Annotated in this window: 16 protein-coding genes; 3 read left to right on the top strand and 13 right to left on the bottom strand. The window is 42.7% G+C overall.

Annotated elements, in window-relative coordinates; translation table 11 throughout:
• Nucleotides 1-19 precede the first annotated feature (19 nt).
• The 7 genes from efp to IH597_09110 form a co-directional block, all read right to left on the bottom strand.
• The gene (efp, locus tag IH597_09140) at nt 20-586 is read right to left on the bottom strand and encodes an elongation factor P (protein MBE0662619.1); all 567 of its coding nucleotides are present in this window, start codon (nt 584-586) and stop codon (nt 20-22) included.
• Between the two features lie 47 nt (nt 587-633).
• Nucleotides 634-1,278, bottom strand: coding sequence for an ATP-binding cassette domain-containing protein (locus tag IH597_09135; protein MBE0662618.1), 645 nt, complete (start codon nt 1,276-1,278; stop codon nt 634-636).
• A 53-nt stretch (nt 1,279-1,331) separates the two neighbouring features.
• Entirely contained in the window at nt 1,332-2,135 is an 804-nt protein-coding gene (gene lpxA / locus IH597_09130) for an acyl-ACP--UDP-N-acetylglucosamine O-acyltransferase (GenBank protein ID MBE0662617.1), read from the bottom strand.
• A 24-nt stretch (nt 2,136-2,159) separates the two neighbouring features.
• Complete coding sequence (locus IH597_09125; protein ID MBE0662616.1) at nt 2,160-3,560, bottom strand: bifunctional UDP-3-O-[3-hydroxymyristoyl] N-acetylglucosamine deacetylase/3-hydroxyacyl-ACP dehydratase; 1,401 nt, start codon at nt 3,558-3,560, stop codon at nt 2,160-2,162.
• A gap of 79 nt (nt 3,561-3,639) precedes the next feature.
• Nucleotides 3,640-4,677, bottom strand: coding sequence for a UDP-3-O-(3-hydroxymyristoyl)glucosamine N-acyltransferase (gene lpxD / locus IH597_09120; protein MBE0662615.1), 1,038 nt, complete (start codon nt 4,675-4,677; stop codon nt 3,640-3,642).
• 179 nt (nt 4,678-4,856) lie between these two features.
• Complete coding sequence (locus IH597_09115) at nt 4,857-5,630, bottom strand: class I SAM-dependent methyltransferase (protein ID MBE0662614.1); 774 nt, start codon at nt 5,628-5,630, stop codon at nt 4,857-4,859.
• A 13-nt stretch (nt 5,631-5,643) separates the two neighbouring features.
• On the bottom strand, nt 5,644-6,498 hold the full coding sequence (locus tag IH597_09110) for a glycerol acyltransferase (GenBank protein ID MBE0662613.1): 855 nt from the start codon (nt 6,496-6,498) through the stop codon (nt 5,644-5,646).
• 262 nt (nt 6,499-6,760) lie between these two features.
• On the opposite strand from IH597_09110, the gene IH597_09105 reads away from it, so the two are divergent.
• Nucleotides 6,761-7,066, top strand: a complete 306-nt coding sequence (locus tag IH597_09105; GenBank protein ID MBE0662612.1) for an isoamylase early set domain-containing protein — start codon at nt 6,761-6,763, stop codon at nt 7,064-7,066.
• 76 nt (nt 7,067-7,142) lie between these two features.
• Here the strand turns inward: IH597_09105 and acnA are convergent, their stop codons facing one another.
• The 5 genes from acnA to IH597_09080 form a co-directional block, all read right to left on the bottom strand.
• Nucleotides 7,143-9,917: an aconitate hydratase AcnA gene (gene acnA, locus IH597_09100; protein ID MBE0662611.1), complete on the bottom strand. Its 2,775-nt coding sequence runs from the start codon at nt 9,915-9,917 to the stop codon at nt 7,143-7,145.
• Between the two features lie 153 nt (nt 9,918-10,070).
• Complete coding sequence (locus IH597_09095; protein MBE0662610.1) at nt 10,071-11,255, bottom strand: T9SS type A sorting domain-containing protein; 1,185 nt, start codon at nt 11,253-11,255, stop codon at nt 10,071-10,073.
• Nucleotides 11,252-12,694: an aminotransferase class I/II-fold pyridoxal phosphate-dependent enzyme gene (locus IH597_09090; GenBank protein MBE0662609.1), complete on the bottom strand. Its 1,443-nt coding sequence runs from the start codon at nt 12,692-12,694 to the stop codon at nt 11,252-11,254. Before IH597_09090 ends, IH597_09095 begins: the two co-directional genes overlap by 4 nt.
• A 293-nt stretch (nt 12,695-12,987) precedes the next feature.
• A complete protein-coding gene (locus IH597_09085) occupies nt 12,988-15,114 on the bottom strand; it encodes a peptidoglycan DD-metalloendopeptidase family protein (protein ID MBE0662608.1) in 2,127 nt (708 codons plus the stop codon).
• 298 nt (nt 15,115-15,412) lie between these two features.
• A complete protein-coding gene (locus IH597_09080) occupies nt 15,413-15,868 on the bottom strand; it encodes a cold shock domain-containing protein (GenBank protein ID MBE0662607.1) in 456 nt (151 codons plus the stop codon).
• A 406-nt stretch (nt 15,869-16,274) separates the two neighbouring features.
• On the opposite strand from IH597_09080, the gene IH597_09075 reads away from it, so the two are divergent.
• Complete coding sequence (locus tag IH597_09075) at nt 16,275-18,722, top strand: T9SS type A sorting domain-containing protein (GenBank protein MBE0662606.1); 2,448 nt, start codon at nt 16,275-16,277, stop codon at nt 18,720-18,722.
• A 94-nt stretch (nt 18,723-18,816) separates the two neighbouring features.
• On the opposite strand, the gene IH597_09070 is transcribed toward IH597_09075, so the two are convergent.
• Nucleotides 18,817-20,058, bottom strand: a complete 1,242-nt coding sequence (locus tag IH597_09070) for an HD domain-containing protein (GenBank protein MBE0662605.1) — start codon at nt 20,056-20,058, stop codon at nt 18,817-18,819.
• A gap of 397 nt (nt 20,059-20,455) precedes the next feature.
• Here IH597_09070 and IH597_09065 point away from each other — a divergent pair, with 397 nt between their 5' ends.
• Entirely contained in the window at nt 20,456-22,009 is a 1,554-nt protein-coding gene (locus IH597_09065) for a PglZ domain-containing protein (GenBank protein MBE0662604.1), read from the top strand.
• The last annotated feature ends 9 nt before the right edge of the window (nt 22,010-22,018 follow it).

Raw genomic sequence — 22,018 nt, 5'->3', positions numbered from 1 at the left:
AATTGTTTGAGTATGGCGCTTAGCCTTTAACCCTTTCGGAATAATCACCTGTACGTGTGTCAACCTTAATGCGATCGCCAATATTTATGAACAGCGGAACATGCACCGTTGCTCCTGTTTCAACAGTAGCCGGCCTGAGGGTGTTGGTGGCAGTGTCGCCTCTCATGCCTGGTTCGGCATACACTACTTCCAGTTCAACAAAAGGTGGAAGATCGCAGGTTAAAGGGGTTTCGGTATCGGCATGAAATACAATTTCTACTTCCTGTCCCTCTTTCAGTAAACCTGATGCACCGATGAGTGCTTCGGATATAAAAGTTTGTTCGAAAGTTTCGTTATGCATGAAATGATATCCGGATTCATCTTTGTATAGATACTGGTAAGGCCTTCTCTCAACCCTGGCAATATCAATTTTAACACCGGCATTGAAAGTGTTTGGAACCACTTTTCCGGTTTTCAGGTTTTTCAGTTTTGTTCTCACGAAAGCGCCACCCTTGCCGGGTTTTACATGCTGGAATTCGACGATGGAGTACAAATCCCCATTAAAATCAATACAGAGGCCGTTTCTGAAATCAGCAGTTGTTGCCATAAAAAATCTAAAATTTGTGTTTATAAAATCGCGCAAAGGTAGTAAAGTTAACGTGATTTTAAAGTTGCGGCAGGTTTGTAAAAACTGATTTCAATGCTGTTGCTGCAAGGTTCATACTCATTTTCCTGGTGGTTTGAGCATATAATCACAAGTCGGTTCTTTGAAACTGAATCCAGGAGCCTGCGATACCATTCCACCCCTTGCGCATCGAGGTTGGAGCAAGGCTCATCAAGCATCAGCATTTGGGTGTCAGAAAAAAAGGCCAGTGCCAGACGTAAACGTTGTTTCATTCCTGATGAATATTGCCGGATTGGTTTCTTGTTAATGTTTTGCAAACCCAGCAATTCTTTGAAACCTTTAACATCCAGGTCAGGAATGATTGGCTTCAATCCGAAATGAAACTCAAACAATTCATCAATATCAAATTCCTCAATTAGCGAAAGGTAGGGTGATGCAATCGAAATATAGCGGTATTGCTGGTCAGCTGCTATTAGTTTATCATTATCGTGAAAACTGATACTACCTTCGGAAGGAACTCTGTAACCTGCTATTGTTTGTAATAATGTTGACTTCCCTGAACCATTGCCGCCAAGGATTACATACCTTTCACCTTCAATCAGATCCTTGCTTAAACCACGAAAGATCCATTGATTGTTAAACCGTTTACCGAGCTTATCAAGTGAAACTTTCATACTGTTGCAGGCGCAAACCTTTTCGGTTTAAGAAAATAATATAAGATGGCGGGTTATTCTTCAGTGTCCCGTTCTCTGTGCTTGTAATATCCTTTCATGATACCTCGCTTGGAAGTATTTATAAAGGCAAGAATTTCGTCGCGCTCTGGTGTTGCCGGGTAATCAGCTTCGATGATACGAACGGCCTGGCTAACATTGTACCTCTTCAGGTAAATATGCCGGTAAATATTCTGGATATCATTGATTTGATCGGCGCTGAAGCCTCTCCGGCGTAAACCTATTGAATTGATACCTGCAAATGAAAGCGGCTCACGGGCAGCTTTTGTAAAAGGAGGTACATCTTTCCGAACCAGCGATCCACCTGCTATCATAACATGCGAGCCAATGTGAACAAACTGGTGTACGGCTGTAAGTCCGCCCAGGATCGCCCAATCGTCAATAACAATGTGCCCTGCCAGGTTCGCAACGTTAGCGAGTATACAATTTTTGCCTATAATACAATCATGGGCAATGTGCACGTAAGCCATTAGCAAAGTATTGTCGCCAACAACAGTTTCCCAGTTGGCTTTGGTAGCGCGGTTTACGGTTACAAATTCACGGATGGTCACGTTGTTACCGATTCTTACTAATGTTTCCTCACCATCATATTTCAGATCTTGCGGGATGGCTGATATAACGGCTCCGGGAAAAATCCGGCAATTCTTCCCAATTCTTGCGCCTTCCATGATTGTAACATTCGATCCGATCCATGTGCCTTCGTCAATTTCAACATTTTTTTCGATGTTGACGAAGGGTTCTATTACTACGTTTTTAGCAATTTTGGCCTGTGGGTGAACATAAGCTAAGGGCTGATTCATAGTTTTGAAATAATTTTAATAGGATTACAAGTCGGGTTTACGAACAATCTGTGCCATCATTTCGGCTTCAGTAGCAATTTTGTTTCCTACCCATGCCGTCCCTTTCATGTGGCAAACTCCACGCCTGAATGGCGATAATAATTCAAGTCTGAAAACCAGGGTATCACCCGGGACAACCTTTTGACGGAACCTCACATTTTCAATTTTAAGGAAGTATGTGATATAATTTTCCGGATCCGGAACGCTGTTGAGTACAAAAACGCCACCAGTCTGGGCGATGGCCTCTACCTGCAGGACACCAGGCATGAGCGGTTCATCGGGAAAATGACCGATAAAAAATGGCTCATTCATAGTAACACTTTTCATGCCGATAATATAGTCTTCGCCTATTTCAATGATTTTATCAACAAGCAGGAAGGGCGGGCGATGTGGCAGAATTCGTTTGATGTCGTTAACATCGTAAAGTGGTGGCTTATTAGGGTCGTAAAACGGTGCCGGCGGTTGCTTTGACACTTCCCTGATGTGCTTACGGATCAGCTTGGCAAACTGGGTGTTGGATGCATGACCCGGCCTTGTAGCTATGATGTGGGCTTTAAGCGGAACTCCTACAAGTGCCAGATCGCCAACAACATCAAGGAGTTTGTGGCGGGCGGGTTCGTTAGGGAAATAAAGCTCAAGATTGTTGAGAATTCCTTCTTTTAAAACCTCAACCTTAGGTTTATTAAAGAATTTGGCAAGCCTGTCGAGTTCTTCCTGCTGGATTAGCCGGTTCACAAAAACAATGGCATTGTTAAGATCGCCGCCTTTAATAAGATTGTTATGAATCAGATATTCAAGTTCATGCAGGAAAACGAAAGTGCGGCAAGGGGCAATCTCGGTTTTGAAATCCTCAATCCTGTTCAAGACAGCATTTTGTGTTCCAAGCACCTTCTCATCAAAGTCAATCATAACAGAAATCTTGTATTCCTTGCTCGGAATTGCCAAAAGTTCAACCTTGTGATCGGGATTGGTGTAAATGATGTTTGAGTCGAGTTCGTACCAGATCTTTTCTTCTTTTTGGGTAATGAGGCCAACTTTATCTATTGCTTCAATATAATACTTTGCACTTCCATCAAGTATTGGTGTTTCGCTACCGTCAAGCTCAATAATTACATTGTCGAGGCCCATGCCAACACATGCTGCAAGAGCGTGTTCGGTTGTGTTGATGCGAACACCGTTTTGCTCAAGCGTGGTTCCACGGTTTGTATCAACCACGTTTTCAACACCGGCATTAACAATTGGGTGACCTTCAAGATCGGTTCGCTGAAATTTATAACCGTGATTATCGGGTGCAGGTTTAAAAGTGAGGGTTACAGTTTTGCCTGTATGCAATCCGGGGCCAGACACCGAAACCGGTTGCTTGATGGTTTTTTGCTTTTCTTTCATACGTCGGCAAAGATATACAATTTTGGATGTTTAAACTTCTTGTAACACCAAGGATAAAAGTTTGTTTCTTAGGCAACAGCTATTGCTGATCAGCATTAAAAACTTTGGCTTTCAGTTTTTGTAAATCGTCAGCAATGTTTTGGAGGTTTTTGAAATATACTACCGACCGTTTGAAAATTGAAGCATCAATGGCTGGCGTGCCTATCACAATTTTCCCGGGAGTTTTAATGCTTGATGAGATACCGGATTGTGCACCAATCTTAACATTGTCGGCAATGAAAATGTGGCCGGTAATACCTACCTGGCCGCCCAGCATACAATTGCGACCAATTTTTGTGCTCCCTGAAATGCCTGTTTGAGCAGCTATCACTGTGTTCTCACCAATCTCAACATTATGGGCTATCTGAATAAGATTATCAAGTTTCACACCTTTGCGTATTATGGTTGAACCAAGTGTTGCCCTGTCAATGGTAGTATTTGAGCCAACTTCAACATTTTCTTCAATAATAACATTGCCGATTTGTGCTACTTTCCTGTAATTGTTGTCTTGTTGTGGTGCGAACCCAAATCCATCACCACCAATCACAACACCGGAATGAAATACACATGAATCACCGATCAGGCAATCGGAATATATTTTCACTCCCGGGTACAAGATCGTGTTGTTTCCAATTTTGGTATTGTCGCCAATGAAAACCTGGGGGTAGATTTTCACGTTGTTGCCTATGGTTACATTTTCGCCAATTACTGAAAAGTCTCCGACAAAAATACCTTCTCCAAGATGTGCAGTATGTGCAATAGATGCACGTTCGGAGATGCCGGTTTTGTTCATTTTGATCTGGTTGTAAACTTCGAGCAATTGAGCAAAGGCTTCGTAGGCATTGTCTACCCTGATTAATGTGCTATTAACAGGCTGTTCAGGAACGAAAGTCTTATTTACGACTACAATACTGGCGTTTGTTGAATAGATATATGGTGTGTAAACAGGATTGGCGAGGAAAGTAAGCGAACCAGGTTCTCCTTGTTCAATCTTGGCCAGTCTATGAACGGTAATATTGGGATCACCATCAACTGTTCCTTTGAGTAAGTCGGCAATTTGTTTTGCTGAAAAAGTCATAAAAGTGCTTTAATAATATCTGATGCAGGCCTGGCGCTGTACAATTATGGTTCCGAAAACGCGCGCAAGATAGCATTATTTTGCATACCGGAACATCAAAACTGTCTCATATCATCACTGATCTGGTTTTCAATCCAAAATCTTTGTAAACGAATGCCCGGAAATGACCGCTAGGTCAACTACCTCTTTTGCAATACATAGAAAAAGTAATTGTATTTGTTTGTTGCAAACAGATTATATGTTTCGCCTCCAACATTACCGGCAAAGTTAAATGCCTGTTTGCGAAGAAAGCCAGGAGTCAGTCTTTTTACAAGGTTTCGCCTGCGATCGTCGTCGGCCTCAAGCGCTTTTACAACATTGTCAGTAATCATGGCTTCCTTGGTAATCGTCAGTCCTGATTCATCAATCATCTTTAGGATTCCTGCCATTTCATGATCAAAACCAAAATCAGTGTATAAAAGTGAAGCGCCCGGACGCAAAATACGATAAACTTCTTTGAAAAAAAGGTCCATGCGTGGATAGCGATGCGAAGATTCACAATTGATTATAATATCAAGCGAATTGTCTTGCATGAATGAAAGGTCCTGCGCATCGCCGATCGCAAATGTAAGTCCTTCAAGGTCATAATTCTTTCTACAAAAATTTACAGCGCTTGTGCTGATATCAATTCCCTTGGCTGAGGCCGGGGCAAAGGTTCGCACGATATAAGACAGCCCACCGCCGCGTCCACAACCGATTTCGGCTATTTGCTTTCCGGCAATGCTGGCTGAACTTCCAAGCAAGTGGTACAATTGCACTGAATATCTGTTGGGTTCGTCTGCGGGTTCCAATTCGATCTGATCGCCCGTAAATTTATAGCCATAGTTCATGAAGAGGATTTCAGCATTTTTATCAACTCTGTTCACGTACCAGTACCAAACCCTGAAGATCCATTTCCGGAAAGATAATATCATAGTATTGTTAGTTTTAGAAAGTTATTTCCTGATCTGTTTCTCCCATTTTATAAACATGCTGTCTTACTTTTTGCGCCCATTCGTGGTGCGTCATTGATTTATCGAACCTGGACCATGGAATGGGTTTTCCGATAATCAGGCGGATGGTTTTGTTTCTTTTTTTGAACATTTCGCGGGGCAGCAAAGCCAATTCAAGATTTGTTTTTATTCCTGTTAACTTCCTGAACCTAAACACTAAATAGAACAAACGGGAATTGGTTCCAGCAAAATAGCAAGGTACAACATCGCGATGAGCCGAAATGGCTTTGGTTACAAAACTCTTCTGCCAGGGAGAATCCTGAATTTTTCCGTCATAAACGCGTGAAACTTCACCCGCAGGAAAGTGTGCAATGGCAACATCTGAGTTATAAACTTCATTCAGCGCTTCAATATATTCTCGCGAACTTTTTCCAAATACATTTACCGCAGCAATCAATGGCCGCAGATTGGGCACGTAAAGAAAAGACTCGTTTCCGATTGCCCTTAAATCGCCATATTTACGGCCAACCTGATAACCAAGTACCAAACCGTCAATTACACCGAAAGGATGATTGGCTGTAAAAAAGCAACGTGAATGTTCGGGCATGTTTTCGATGCCTCTGATATCAAGCTTTATATTGAATTCTTTGATTACCTCAGGATGAAAACTGACGCCGGTAAAGTCAATGTATTTATTTATCACAGCATTGATCTGATCCTGGTAAATGAACCTTTCGAGGATTTTAACAATGGTTTTGGGAAGCCGTCTGAGCCCTTTTGATTGCGTACCCTTTAATGCTTTCGCCAAATTGATATGTTTGGTGCCGGAAGGTTTTTTTGTATCTGACATTTGCTAATTAAAATTCAGGCAAATTTACGGGTTCTCATGCTGGTTTACAAGTTATGCCTGATTTTGAATGGTTTTACAACAATCCACAAAATTTAATTTTCTTCCTGAAAGCATGATTTACGTAGCGTAAACGATAGTATTAACAAAATTTAAACATATGCATTACTTTGAATATAAAATAAATTGCTTTCCTTTGCGCCCGCAAAAAAATACATGCAAGGATTGAATTCTTGCATGAATGTTAAATCTAAAATTTGAAACAATGAGTATTAAGAAACAATACCTGAAATCGAAGCCAGTTTGTAAAGTGACTTTTAAAGTTGAAAAAGAACTCTCCAATGGCGCAGAAAAAATTAGTCTTTTAGGCGATTTTAATGATTGGAGCGAAAGCACTGCCGAAATGAAAAAAATGAAAGATGGTTCATTTTCCACAACTGTTGAGTTGGAATCTGGCCGCGAATACCAGTTCCGCTATCTTGCAGGAAGCAACTGGATTACCGAAGCAGAAGCGGATAAGCAAGTGCCAAGTGGCTTTGGCGATGCACAGAATGCTGTGATCAGCCTCTAAAGTCTAAAAATACCACGAAGACGCAAAGACGCTTAGACTTAATATACAGCGCCTTTGCGTCTTTGAGGTTAAACAATTATCCCTGTTTCAGGAATTGCCTTAGCACATAGTGCAGAATTCCACCATTCTTGTAATACTCTATTTCGATGTTTGAATCCAGCCTGGAAATCGCATCGAAGTAAATGCTTGTGCCATCTTCGCGGGTTGCTGTTAGCTGAAGTTTCTTCAATGGATGAAGTTCGCCTGCAATACCTGTAATGGTGAAAGTTTCATTGCCCGAAAGCCCTAGGTTTGCTGAGTTTTGACCTTCAATGTACTGCATTGGCATAATGCCCATTCCAACGAGATTACTGCGATGAATGCGTTCGTAGCTTTCGGCGAGTACGGCTTTAATTCCAAGTAAGTTGGTGCCTTTCGCGGCCCAGTCGCGCGAAGAGCCACTTCCATATTCTTTGCCAGCCAACACGATCAATGGAGTATTTTCAGCCTGATAGCGTTGCGATGCATCATAAATACTCATTAGTTCACCGCCAGGAAAATGAGTAGTAAAGCCACCTTCAACGTTTGCAATTTGATTGTTGATACGCACATTAGCAAAAGTGCCGCGAACCATTACTTCATCATTTCCTCTTCGCGAACCGTAGGAATTGAATTGCGTTCTCTCAACACCATGTTCGAGAAGGTATTTTCCGGCGGGAGAATTCTCAGAAAAAGAACCTGCCGGCGAAATATGATCTGTGGTAATTGAATCACCAAGCTTCAATAGCACCCTGGCATTGTAAATATCTGATGTTTTAGAAATTTCTTCGCTGATTCCTCTGAAAAAAGGAACCTCTTTGATATAGGTCGAAGTATGATCCCATTGATAAACTTTATCCTGGGGAACCTTCAGGTTTTTCCATTGTTCATCGCCTTCAAATATTTCATCATAGTTTCTGGCATAGTCTGCGGGCGAAAGCACTCTGCGCATCACATCATTGATTTCTTCATTTGAAGGCCAGATGTCATTAAGGTAAACGGGTTCCTGGTTGGGGTCGTAACCGATTGGTTCGCTAAACAGATCGAGATCAACACGGCCGGCAATAGCATAAGCTACAACAAGCATAGGCGACATGAGGAAATTCATCTTCACCTGCGGGTGTACCCGCGCTTCGAAGTTTCTGTTCCCTGAAAGGACTGATGCAACCACAAGATCATTCTCATCAACGGCTTTTGCGATATGAACGGGCAGCGGGCCAGAATTGCCAATGCACGAGGTGCAACCATATCCAACCGTATGAAAACGCAACGCTTCCAGATCGCTGAGCAAGCCTGATTTTTCGAGGTAATCAGTTACCACTTTCGATCCCGGGGCCAGCGATGTTTTAACCCAGGGTTTCACATCTAATCCGCGCTCACGGGCTTTTCTCGCAACAAGTCCGGCGCCGAGCATTACACTGGGGTTGGAAGTGTTTGTGCAGGAAGTGATGGCGGCAATCACAATGGAGCCATCAGAAATTGCAAAGCGTTCATTATTCAGGCTGAGTGAAACGGTTTTTAATCCATGCTGGATTTTGGTTTCTATCTCGGCCTCAGAGTCGGTGTTTGTTTCCTGTTTTGCCGATTGCCCCCCTTCGGCGTACCAGCGGCTGATTTCCCTTTTATCAATGGGTATATATTCGCGCTGATGGAATTCTTTCAAGAGGCTGCTGAATTTTCCGGCAAGATCTTTTGCAAGTATTTTATCCTGCGGCCTTTTTGGACCCGAAACGGTTGGCTCAATTGTGTTCAGATCCAATTCAACCACATTGCTGTAGTTAATTTCCGATTCATTTTCGCGCCAGAGCATATTGGCCTTGGCATAGGTTTCAACAAGCTTTACCTGTTCTTCGCTGCGGTTGGTCTTGCGCATATAATCCAATGTGTGGTCGTCAATCGGGAAGTAGCTAACAGTACAACCAAATTCAGGCGACATGTTTGAAATGGTGGCCCTGTCGGGAACTGACAACGAATCCAGGCCGGACCCAAATACTTCCACGAATTTTCCGACCACTCTGTGTTTCCGAAGCATCTCTGTAATTGTGAGGACCATATCCGTTGCAGTGGTTCCCAACGGTAGGCTTCCTGTAAGTTTAAGGCCAACTACTTCTGGCATAATAAAATAAATGGGTTGGCCAAGCAGAGCAGCTTCAGCCTCTATGCCGCCCACACCCCAGCCAATAACCCCTATGCCGTTCACCATTGGTGTATGTGAATCGGTTCCCACCAGCGTATCGGGAAAAATATTGCCATCGCGTTCAATTACGCCTTTGGCCAGATATTCAAGATTTACCTGGTGACAAATTCCCATTCCCGGAGGCACAACTGAAAAGTTATTGAAAGCTTTCTGTGCCCATTTCAGGAACTTATAGCGTTCACTATTGCGTTCGTACTCGAGGTCTACATTTTTCTGATAGGCGTAACTAGTTCCAAAATAATCAACCTGTACAGAATGGTCAATGACCAGATCAACAGGGATTAATGGGTTTATCTTGTTGGGATCTTTCCCTTTGCGAGCCGCTTCGGCGCGCAATGAGGCGATATCAACGACCGCGGGAACGCCTGTAAAATCCTGCATCAGCACACGGGCCGGCTTGAATGGGATGTCCTTATCGGAGGCTTGGGGCTTCCAACCTAAAAGGGTTTCAATGCTTTCTTTTGTGATCGCAAAATCATCGAAATTCCGCAGGGCATTTTCAAGTAGAATTCGGATGGAAAACGGTAGTTTATTGATTGTATAACCTTGCTCCTGCAATGCTTTCAGGCTCCAGTAGGTTAACTCGCCCTGGGCAGTTTCAAGCTTTCTTTTAGCGCTGTAAGGATCGGATGTCATTGAATTTGATTTTTATTGATGAAGTTTTTATGAATGTTTCATTTTTTGAATCTTGTAAAGATGCGTTCGAAGGAGGTTTAAAGGGCTCTAATTTATGAAACTAAATTTTAGCCGTGATTGTTTGATCTGTTCACCATTACATCAAAAATATACTTACCTGATCACAATCTTCCTGCTTATTGTTATTCCTTCGTTGTTAGTGATATTCAAAAGATAAAGTCCTTCCGGCCAATCGCTCACATCTAATTTGATTTGATGCAGTCCACCCGGAAAATCTTGTGAAAGTACCTTCCACCCCTGAAGATCAATGATTGAAAGAACAGCATTTGCAAATTGTGAACCACCTGAATATTCAATCGTTATCTTGTTGGAAGTAGGATTCGGAAAAATGTTGATTTGAGCAGTAAGCGGATTAGTATATTCATATCCAGTGATGAACTGATCAAGGCTGTATTGCCTGAAAAAACGCCATATTTCAATGCTGGCGCTGAAATCCATATTTGTAATGTTGATATTGATCGGCGCGCCGGGCCAGGAATGGCCACCACCGATTACCTTAAAAAATTCAACCGAAGCAATTGAGTCCTCGCAGCTATAGATATGCTGTTCGGCGGTGCAGCCATCGGTGGGGTCAATGTCAGGTATTTGAATTATTTCAGGATCGGGCAGACAATTGTTATGCTGAACCCAGAAGTTTACAAGTGTATCAATATGGGCAAATAAAAAGTTGCCGTTGTAGGGAACGGTGGCATCGGCAGTTCCGTGGATTTGCATAACAGGCATCAGACGCATTAAATCACAAGTTAAAAAGCGCGATTTGATCATGCTTCCAGTAACGGAGGCAACTGCCGTGATCCGGTCGCTCAGAAAACAGGCCAGATCATAGCTCATAAATCCACCATTGCTCATGCCGGTGCTGTAAATCCTTGCTTCATCAATGTTATAATCTGCCAGCACTGTATCAATCAGCGCCGATAGAAAACCAACATCATCAATGCTGGCGCCTCCAAAGCTGTTCCAGAATAGGTTCCCACCATTGTCGGGTGTGCCATTGGGATGCACAATGATGAAATTGGCTGTGTCGGCAATTGGCCTGAAATCGGCGTATTGCTCCTGTTCAATATTGTTTGATCCGTAGCCATGAAGATTAAAGAGGAGCGGAACAGGAGTGGAGGGATCGTAAATTTCAGGAATATACAAGCGGTAGGTACGGTTTAATCCATTGTGAAGGAAATTGCCGCTGATAATGGTTTGTGCAGTGAGGTTGCCTGCCAGCATTGTTGCAGCAAGAATTAAAAAAGTGGTTCGAAAAAGCTGTGAGAGGTTCAGACGAGTCATGATATGAAAGTTTTTAATTCCTTGTTTGCCAGTAGTTCAATTCTGTTTAAAAGCTCTTCAAAAGTTTCAGCAGTTGTGAAAGGGCTCATTATAGTAACCCGAAACCAGGTTTTATGGTTCAACTGGGTCTGAACAATATAAAAATCCCCCTGTTCGAGTAAGCTTCTGCGGATGGAGGCGTTGAGCCTGTTCAGGGAGCTTTCATCCAGTTCCGGGTTCACAAACCTGAAGCATACAATATTTGAATCGGGCTCAATAAATAATTCGAAGTCCGGCCTCTTTTGTATTGATTGGGCAAGCACTTTTCCCAAATCATATTGCCGGGTTACAAACTCATCAAAAATATCGGTTCCATACGATTTTATAATCGCATAGAACTTCAGGCTCATCATGAGTTTTGTGCACTCAAAAGTTCGCCTTGCATAATTATACCATTCTTCTTCGTCTTGTTTTTCCCATAAATACAGCGCTTTCTGACTGAAGTTGGCATGGGAATGTTTCTTGTTTTTGAATAAGAGAAAGGTAGTAAGCACAGGTGCCATCATCATTTTATGAGCATCAATTACCACTGAATCGGCCATTTCAATACCACTGACAAGTTGCTTGTATTTTTCTGAAAAAATTGCTGCGCCACCATGAGCGCCATCAATGTGAAACCAAAGTCCATGTTTCTGGCAAAATTTTCCGTTTGCCTGCAAATCGTCATACATTCCTGTAGCTGTTGATGGAGCGCTACCAACCACGGCAATCACTTTTATGCCTTTGCTTTCAGCCTTTTCGAGATACTCTTCAAGCAGTGTAGCATCCAGGCTAAAGTGTTTATTCACTGGTATTTTTATAATGCCTTCCGACCCGAACCCCATGATACGTAAGGAGCGGTCAATGCAGTAATGAGCCTCAGCCGAAACCATCACAGCCAATTTTTCATTGTGTCCTTCCTGCCAGATATCTGTTCCTGCCATTGCTTTACGCGCCGCAAGCAAAGCAGTTAAATTGGCCAGGGTTCCGCCGGAAGTCATGAATCCGTCAGCATCCGGGCCATAGCCAAGTTGCTTGTTGATCAGGTCAATCACTACTTTTTCAATGGCAGTTCCGGCAGCGCCCATTTCGTAAACTGCCATGCCGTTATTTAATAAGGCTCCCAACAGATCAGCCAGGGCAGCAACAGGCATGGTAGCTCCTACCTGATGGCCGATATATTGCGGGTGATGGATGCTGATAGAATTATCAATCACATCTTTGAACATATCGGTAAGTGATTGCTCTTGGGTCATATTTTGTTGCCAAAACCCAAGTTGGGCCGCGGGTTCTTTCCAGTTGATTACTTTTTTCCTGCCATTGCTTGCATCGTGCAAATGCGTGCTAAGCAGGTCAATAATTTCGTGTCCGAGTTTCCTGAAACTTTCAGGGTTATAGGCTTGGTGTAGTTTGGATTTCATCTATTTGCTGTTTCCGTGCAAAGATCAGAAAACAAGACCCAAGTTCCAAATTCCAAATTCCAAGCCTCAAGCCCCAAATCCCCAGGAAGATCAAAGATCAAAGTTGAGCCCACTCAGAAAAGTCTTTTTACCTCTAATGAGGCTATCACAATAGGTTGATCTTGTCATCCTGAACGGAGTGAAGGATCTTTATTTGACTGTATATTAGATTCTTCTCCGCCGCGGTGGATCAGAATGACAAAAATTAGTAAACATTTCAGTTCTGCGAAAGCCTCTTTTTACTCCATCACTTTTTATTTCGACCAGACCCCCTCATACCTAGAAACCACACCATCGTGGTATCCTGCTATGCAGCGGGTAAGATAGCCCTTGTCAAGGAATGATGAGTAATTTGCCTGGAACTCCGCGTCATTCTGGAAGAATTTCTCCCACCATGAAGTATAATTAGGTGCATTCTTGTACCAGATTCCGCTCAGCAAAGGTTTGCCATTCTTAATATAGGCATCCAGATAAACCAGCTTGAATTTTTCTTTGTCGGTATACTGTTTGAAGGCATCCTTAAATCCCTGCAATGTCATATTTGGGGTCGCATAAAAACCGCCAGTGTTTTTCTTTTCCCACAATGCTGTAACGTAGGTATTTTTTGAAGCATATACACAGCTAATATTTGTTGGAACCCAGCCTGCTTTCCAATGTTTTTCGAAATTGGCTTCGTGCCAGGCGAGGGTCGCACCATGGTATGCAAAGTCTTTGGCCTTGCTATCTTTTACCCACACTGCCGCATAACGGATTTTGCTTTTTAACAGGTATGAGTTGACGTTTATCAACCTGTAACCGGCTTCACCCCATTTGTTGAATTCATCCTGGTACACAGCGCCGTCCATATTGTGACGGGCAACCCAGTTGACATTTTTCGATGACCGGAAAATAACATTGAAATACGTTTTTCCGCCAACATCGAAACCATCAACCCAAATGGGATAATACCCACAAGTCCATATTTTGTCGAATTCCTGCTGGTAAATGCTTTCAGGAACTTTGAACTTGCACACTTCGCCCCAGTTTGTCGGGTAAGCACAGTAGGGGTGAACCGGGCCGGGGGAAATAAAACAGGCCGTATTTTTTAAACCAGGAATTCCCTGTTTATCAAGTTTCGACCATTTAACATTTGAGCCGGGTTTTGTGTAATGCGACTGCCCGATTACATAACCGGTATTGAACAACAATGGCCTGAACCAACCGCCTTCAGGACTAGCATCATCCTTATAGGTTTTAATATGCATATGCAAATGCGGGCCGGTTGAATTTCCAGAATTACCAGCCTTGCCAAGCAAATCTCCTTTTTTGACTATCTTTCCTTTTGCGGTCAGTTTCGAATTGAGCGAGCCTTTCTGAAGATGTGCATACAAGGCAACAACATCGCCATGTTTTATGTAAAAGTGATTGCCCGAACCGCCATAATCGAATGAGCCCCAGTAATCTGTTTTCTGTTTTTCCATATTTTCATCCGAACCATCAAGTTTGGTATTGTTCGGGATGTCTTTCTGGAAATGCAGGACCACACCATCAGCCATGGCATAAACAGGTTTTCCCCATATTCTGAAATGATCATTTTTGTCGCCTTTTTTGCCTGGCAATACATCTGTAAATTGTGTCTTCTCATAAGCTTGCACACCAACATCATAAGCAAAAACCTGGTCGCCGCCTCCATGCATGGAATACCCTGTTACAAACTCATCTTCCTTGAAGTCTTTTGGGTCAAAGGGAAATGCGAACGCTTTTGTGTAAGGTTTCACATCCTTTGTGAATTTTATTGGATCCTTATAACCCTTGAAATAAAAACTCAAGGTAACCTTGCTTGGGAAAGGCGGTTCTAAAAATACTACATCACCAGCTTCATGATATTCCCGGCCATTTTGCCATACCCAGGCATAGAACGGTTCGATGATCAGTTGATCGGCAGGAAGATATATCTCTTTTTTTAGGGTGGCTGAACCCTTTTTATACACTATTTCAACTTTATCAAGATCAACTGTTTTTGATCCTTTGTTATGAATTACTGCCCGTACTGAGAACTGCGCCATCAACGGCCCATCACTTGTAAAACCTGGCGTTGGATGATATACCAACGCTCCATCCTCCAAAGGCTGAAGGGAAATGTCTAATTTTTCAGGCGCGTTTTTAAGCCTCCTCAAGGTTTCAAAGACGTCACCCTTGTCAACAAATTTGAAAGGTGCATTCGTCTTGAAGTCCTTGTGCCGTATTTCCTTCAAGCGGCCCGGGAGAATTACTTTTTGAACGGGTTTACGAACACCCGGCGTTGCTTTAACTTTTACGGCAACTTTTGGGGTAATTGCTTTTCTCGTTGGTGAAGTTTTTACTGATGGGGTAGTTTTACGGACAACGATTCTTTTTGCCATTTTACTACGTTTTATGTGAATAATAGAAATGCCTACTGAAGGAGGTAAGATGAGCAACCCGAGAAATGCCTTGCCAGCATTGGGTTTATTCCAGATAGTAAAAATCCAGATTGAATTAACAATCCGGATAAGGAAATGTTGCAATAATAGAATTGTTGATTGGGTAGCGATACTTAACGCTACAGTTCAAGGTGACGGGGATAATGAAAGACTCTTACTGCTTGCTAAAAAGCGTGATCAATTTAAAAATCAGGAAATGTTATGATATCGGGTGGATTAGTAAATTCCGCCTGAGTATCTACTTGATGAGTTTAACGGCAAAAGCATTTTTACCTTTCATGGTTGATTCAACTTCAAAAGTAACTTTATTATCCTTGCTGATCGGGTCAATCAAACTGTTGATATGAACAAATACACTCTCCTGAGTTTGGAGATCCTTAATGAACCCATAACCTTTGGAATCATTGAAGAAAGTAACAATCCCTTCCCTGATTGGATTCAAAATCTCTGAATCATCACGTTTGGGCACGCCAATAACGATATCTTCCGACTTGATTTTCTCTCTTTTACTGGGATCAGGAGGCGTGGAGGTAATGTTTCCGTGTTCATCAACATAAGCAATCATATCATCCATGCTTTTTCCGTCCTTCACATTGCTTTTACGCTCATCCCTTTTCTTTTCTTTGTCTTTTCTTTTCTTCTCTTTCTTCTTGGCTGTTTCTTTCTTGTTCCAGGTTTCGTGAGTTCTACCCATAATTTGCTATTATAAAATTAATTAGTACTGTTGAAGTTTAATATGGCAGTCGCAGATGTGTAAAACTTAAGGATTGAAAGCCCTTTTCTGGATGCCACACGAATGCTGCAAATATACGTTAAATATTTGTAACTATTGAATTTGAGTTTGTAAGCGATGCTAAACAAAACATGGAGTGCAGGTTCTCACACAGGGTCAGCAACAAATGAATACGATTTTTCAATTTAAGCACACTCCTTAGCATTAGTGTTTTTCGCACAAATTATAATTCATTTGAGAAACAATTATATTTCGAACCCTGAAAATCCAAATATAATATCTTAAACACTTCAATATCCATGATATTCTTATACCTTTGGAAATCTAATGCCATTGAAGTTTTTCTACATCAAAATTAACCTATCACATGAAAGCAAATCTGATCTTATCCTTATTGTTTCTGGGAAACCTCAGCGCTTTTGCGCAGCTTCCGGCCACTTACGACCTTAGGAATGTTAATGGAGTTAATTATGTAACCTCTGTAAAAAACCAGCAGGGAGGCACTTGCTGGACACATGGCGCTTTTGCCGCCATGGAAGGCAACCTTTTGATGACTGGTGTTTGGTCTGCCGCCGGCGAAGTGGGCGAACCAAATCTTGCTGAGTATCACCTAGACTGGTGGAATGGTTTCAATAATCACAATAACGACGATATTGATCCACCCTCGGGTAGCGGGCTTCTGGTTCATGAAGGCGGCGACTACCTTGTTACTTCAGCCTATCTTTCAAGAGGCGAAGGCGCTGTAAGGGATATTGACGGGCAATCTTACTCCGTGCCACCTGCAAGGCACCTCGATAGTTACCATTACTATTATGCAAGGGATATCGAATGGTTTACAGTTGGAGCCAACCTCGAGAACATTGATGTGGTAAAGCAAAGCATTATTGATTATGGTGTAATGGGAACCTGTATGTGTTACAGCGCTTCCTTTATCAGCAATAACATCCATTATCAACCTCCATCTTCAACTGTTGATCCGAACCATGCTATTGCAATCATCGGATGGGATGACACCAAAGTAACGCAGGCACCGCTCCCTGGTGCATGGCTTTGCAAAAATAGCTGGGGTGCCAGTTGGGGTTCGCAAGGATATTTCTGGATTTCATATTATGATAAACATTGCGGACATCATCCTGAAATGGGAGCCATTACATTCAGGAACGTTGAACCTATTCAATACGACAATATTTACTATCATGATTATCATGGCTATCGCGATACCCTTAATGGCTATTCGGCTGTGTTTAATAAATTCATAGCTCAGGGCGGAGAAGTTCTTAAGGCCGTTAGTTTTTTCACAGCAGTTGACGATGTTACTTATTCGCTTGTTATTTATGATGATTTTGACGGCGGGCAACTCCAGAACGAACTTTCATCTATCACAGGCACGATAGAAACCAAGGGGCTCCATACCATTGATCTTGATGCATTTGTTCCCGTTGCCGAAGGCGAAGATTTCTATGTTTATCTCCAGCTTTCAGATGGAGGCTATGCTTACGACCGCACATCCGATGTACCGGTACTGCTTGGAGCCAGTTACCGGACCATAGTACCATCTTCAGCCAGCGAAGATCAGAGTTATTATTTAGATAAGGGGCAATGGTTGGATTTCTACAATTTCGATGATCCTTCTGGATTTCAAAATACCGGCAATTTTTGTGTGAAGGTTCTCGCTGGAGTAACCGGGTTGAAAGTCACACCCGAACAGGGATTCCTGCCTGCCGGACCGGTCGGAGGCCCGTTTGTGCCATCCACCTTCGAATATGCCCTGGAAAACAAAAGTTCCGATGTACTTGAATATGAACTGGTGGTTGATCCGGCTCAGACCTGGCTGACGATCAATGGCGCGATGCTTGGAATAATTCCGCCCGGCGAAACCGTTTACATCACTCTTGTTGTCAATGCAAATGCAAATGGTTTTGAAACCGGCGCTTACCCTGCAGCGATCCAATTCATTAACACTACTGACCATATAGGCGATACCGACAGACAAATGGTTCTGATTGTGGGCGAAGGTGAACTTCAGTATGAATGGCTATTCGACGAAGATCCGGGCTGGACCGCAGAAGGGGAGTGGGCATTCGGTCAGCCTATGGGACTTGGTGGTCAGTATGGCTCACCTGATCCTACGAGCGGATATACAGATGATTTCGTTTACGGTTACAACCTGCTGGGAGATTATCCTAATAATTTACCTGAAAGACATCTTACAACCACCCCGATAGATTGTTCCAATCTTTATGGTGTACAATTGAAATTTATGCGTTGGCTTGGAGTAGAAGGCCCGGACTTTGATCACGCTTATTTACGTATCAGTACGGATGGCAGTAGCTGGACTACTATTTGGGCCAACCAGGCAGAGATGACAGCCGGATCATGGGAAGAAGTTGTTTATGATATTTCGGCCATCGCTTCAGATCAGCAAACCGTTTACCTGCGATGGACTATGGGAACCACTGATGGAGGCTGGAGATATTGTGGCTGGAACCTGGATGATGTACAAATTTTTGCGCTCGAAGATGTGACCCTTTCGATCAATGAGTTTTATCGTACTGACCCAAATTCATTTACCAACCATCCGAATCCGTTCGGATCAAACACTACTTTTATGTATGAACTCTCACAGCCAGCCCTGGTTTCACTTCAGATTTATGATTTGCAGGGAAGGCTGATCAATACACTGGTAGATACTTATCAACCGGCAGGCAAACATTCAATGGTCTGGAAAGCTGGCGACATAAAAAGTGGAATCTACTTAAGCATGTTGAGAACCAACGAAGGAGTTGCTACCCGGAAAATAATCGTGCTTAAATAAACTGTAGAAGCAAATATTTTTCTGAACCTGCGATTATTTGCTGATTCAAATATATATCTCAAGATAAAGCCTGAAGAATTAAGGAGTTCAAAAGTTAAACCCTTAACTCTTTTGGATATCCAACGTAATATTTTGATACCGGAGCTGAGAGCACGGAAACATTCAGCTGGTCAGAAGCTTCAGCAATATCGGTAATACTTCCGTCTTTGTTCAGGATATGGATTTTGTCCTTGGTAGGGTCGTAAGCATTATTGGTTATGGTTCCTTCAAAAACAAAATATCCTGCATCTTCAAGAGCAATTTCAAAATACCTGGCTGCTTGTAACCTCAGATCCGCAAGCCTGTTTTCTGGTAAGGGGATATTAGAAATTTCAAGTGCAAAAAGCCGGCGCTCTATCAGGAAGCAGCTAAGTGAAGAAAGAATTTTATCCTCATGCCCGCACCATACCTTCATTGAAGTCAGAATATCGAAATCGTCGAGACGGGAAAAAGCATCCAGCAAATCCGGATTGTTTCTGAAATCTGAAGCTGAATAATTATGCTGCAGGAATTGGAGAAAAGCAGGAGTAGCAAAAATCGGGATATTTTGCTGCGCCAGGTACTGGGCACGTTGCAACAACTTTATAATCATCTGTTCGGCGCTGAGCACTGTTTTATGAAAATATACCTGCCAGTACATCAGCCTTCTGGCAATGATAAATTTCTCAACAGAGTAGATACCTTTTGCTTCGACCACAAGTTCATCGCCTGAAACATTCAGCATTTTGATGATGCGATCCGTGGAGATAACACCTTCAGATACTCCGGTGAAAAAGCTGTCGCGTTTAAGATAGTCAAGACGGTCCATATCGAGCTGACTGGCAACCAACTGGTGCAGGAACCGTTTGGGATAACGGTTGCTGAAAATGGCCAGGGCCGTTTCAAGCTGGTTGCCAAACTGCGTGTTTAGTTCCCGGATAAACAACATGGACAATTCTTCATGATCCATTCCATGCACAATGCTGTGTTCAAGCGCATGAGAATACGGACCATGACCAATATCATGCAGAAGGATTGCCAATAGTGCGCCATTGGCTTCTTCCGAAGTAATCTCCTGCCCCTTCAACCGCAGCGAATCTATTGCCTGCTGCATCAGGTGCATGGCACCAATGGCGTGATGGAATCGCGTATGGAGTGCACCCGGGTAAACAAGTTGGGTCAGGCCAAGCTGCTTGATTCGTCGCAAACGCTGAAACCAGGGGTGCTCTATCACATCAAATATCAGGTCGCTAGGGATGGCGATAAACCCGTAAACCGGGTCGTTGATTATTTTTCGCTTATTTAATGAAGTAGGCATCGGCCGAAAGATTTAAGTGTTTTTTGTTTAAATTCAAAATTCCAGATTCGAGATTCAAAATAGGGACTTTGCTAATTAAAGAAAGATTATGGGGCTAAAGCACTGATATATAAAACATTCATTTCCAGTTGGCTAAAGTCAACGGCAATCTAAAATTCAGCAATTTCTGAGGCCTACACCGTATAAATCAATTTTATGGGGGGCTCCCAAACTCTATGCTGACTCGTCTCTCGTCCTTTGCCCTTGTCTTTCGCCCCACGCCCCACGCTCATTGTCATTGCCCTCCGCTCAAATGCAAAGCAAAATCAAATATTCACCCATATCCTGCGTTAAAGGTACATCGAATCAGTGGGCCTGAACCGGATCGGGTCGTAATTTTGCAAAAATCAGAAAAACTATGGATAAGATCAACGTTTTGTGGGTGGATGATGAAATTGATATGTTAAAGCCGCATATTATCTTCCTGGATCAGAAAGGCTATGATGTGCATACTGCAAACAGCGGTGGCGATGCGATTGATATGCTGAAAACCCAGGTTTTCGATATTGTTTTTCTGGATGAGAACATGCCAGGACTTTCAGGAATTGAAACGCTTGCTGTGATTAAAGACAACTATCCCAGTCTGCCGGTTATCATGATTACCAAGAGTGAGGAAGAGAGTATCATGGAGGATGCCATCGGGTCGAATATTGCTGATTATCTTATCAAGCCTGTTAACCCCAATCAAATCCTGCTTGCACTCAAAAAAAACCTGGAGAACAAGAAGATCATCAGCGAAAAAACTACTCATGCATACCAAATGGAATTTCGCAATATTGGAATGGAAATAACCAATAACCTTACTCATGCTGAGTGGGTTGAGATTTACCGTAAGCTGATTTCGTGGGAACTGAAGCTCGAGAATTCAAAAGATGAAAGCATCCTGGAAGTTTTGCAAATGCAGAAGAGTGAAGCCAATCAGGTTTTCACCAGGTTTATTGAAAACAATTACCAGGGCTGGCTGAGCGGTTCAGGGAATAACCGCCCCGTGTTATCGCATATGTTGATGCGCGAAAAAGTTTTCCCGTTGCTTGACAAAAAGAAACCGGTGTTTTTTCTTCTGATTGATAACCTGCGCTATGACCAGTGGAAATTCTTACAACCTGTGATTGAAGAATATTTCCGGATCGAAAAGGATGAGATGTATTACAGCATCTTGCCAACCACCACGCAATATGCCCGCAATGCCTTGTTTTCAGGATTGATGCCTTCGGAGATCGAAAAGAAGTACCCACGTTATTGGGTGGACGAGGGAGATGAAGGCACAAAAAATCAGTTTGAGAGTGAGTTGTTGAGCGAACTGCTTAAACGTTTTGGTCGTGATGTGAAATACAGCTATACCAAGGTGCTGAACCTGAACGCGGGTAAAAGACTTGTGGAGAATATGTCGAACCTGATGGTAAACCAACTCAATGTTATCGTTTATAATTTTGTAGATATGCTCTCGCATGCCAGAACCGAAATGGAAGTGATTAAAGAACTTGCCGGCGACGAAGCAGCTTATCGCTCTATTACGCTTTCATGGTTTATGCACAGTCCGCTGCTTGAGGTATTTAAATTTATTGCTGATAAACAGATAGATCTCATTATTACAACCGATCATGGTTCAGTGCGGGTTCAGAACCCGGTGAAAGTGGTTGGCGATAAGAATACTACCACTAACCTCCGCTATAAGTCGGGCAGGAGTTTGAACTATAATTCCAAAGAGGTTTATGAGGTGAGGAATCCTGCTGACATTTTCTTGCCACGAACCAATGTGAGTTCATCGTATATCTTCTGCCGCAAAAACGATTTTTTTGCTTACCCGAACAATTACAACTATTACGTGAATTATTACCGCGATACTTTTCAGCATGGTGGTGTATCGCTTGAAGAAATGCTTGTGCCTTTTATAACTTTAAAGAGCAAGTAAGCTCCTTTT

The organism is Bacteroidales bacterium (assembly GCA_014860575.1).
Taxonomy (GTDB): Bacteria; Bacteroidota; Bacteroidia; order Bacteroidales; family JAAYJT01; genus JAAYJT01.
The sequence above is the reverse complement of the archived record's forward strand: the minus strand, read 5'-3'. Positions and strand labels throughout refer to the sequence as shown.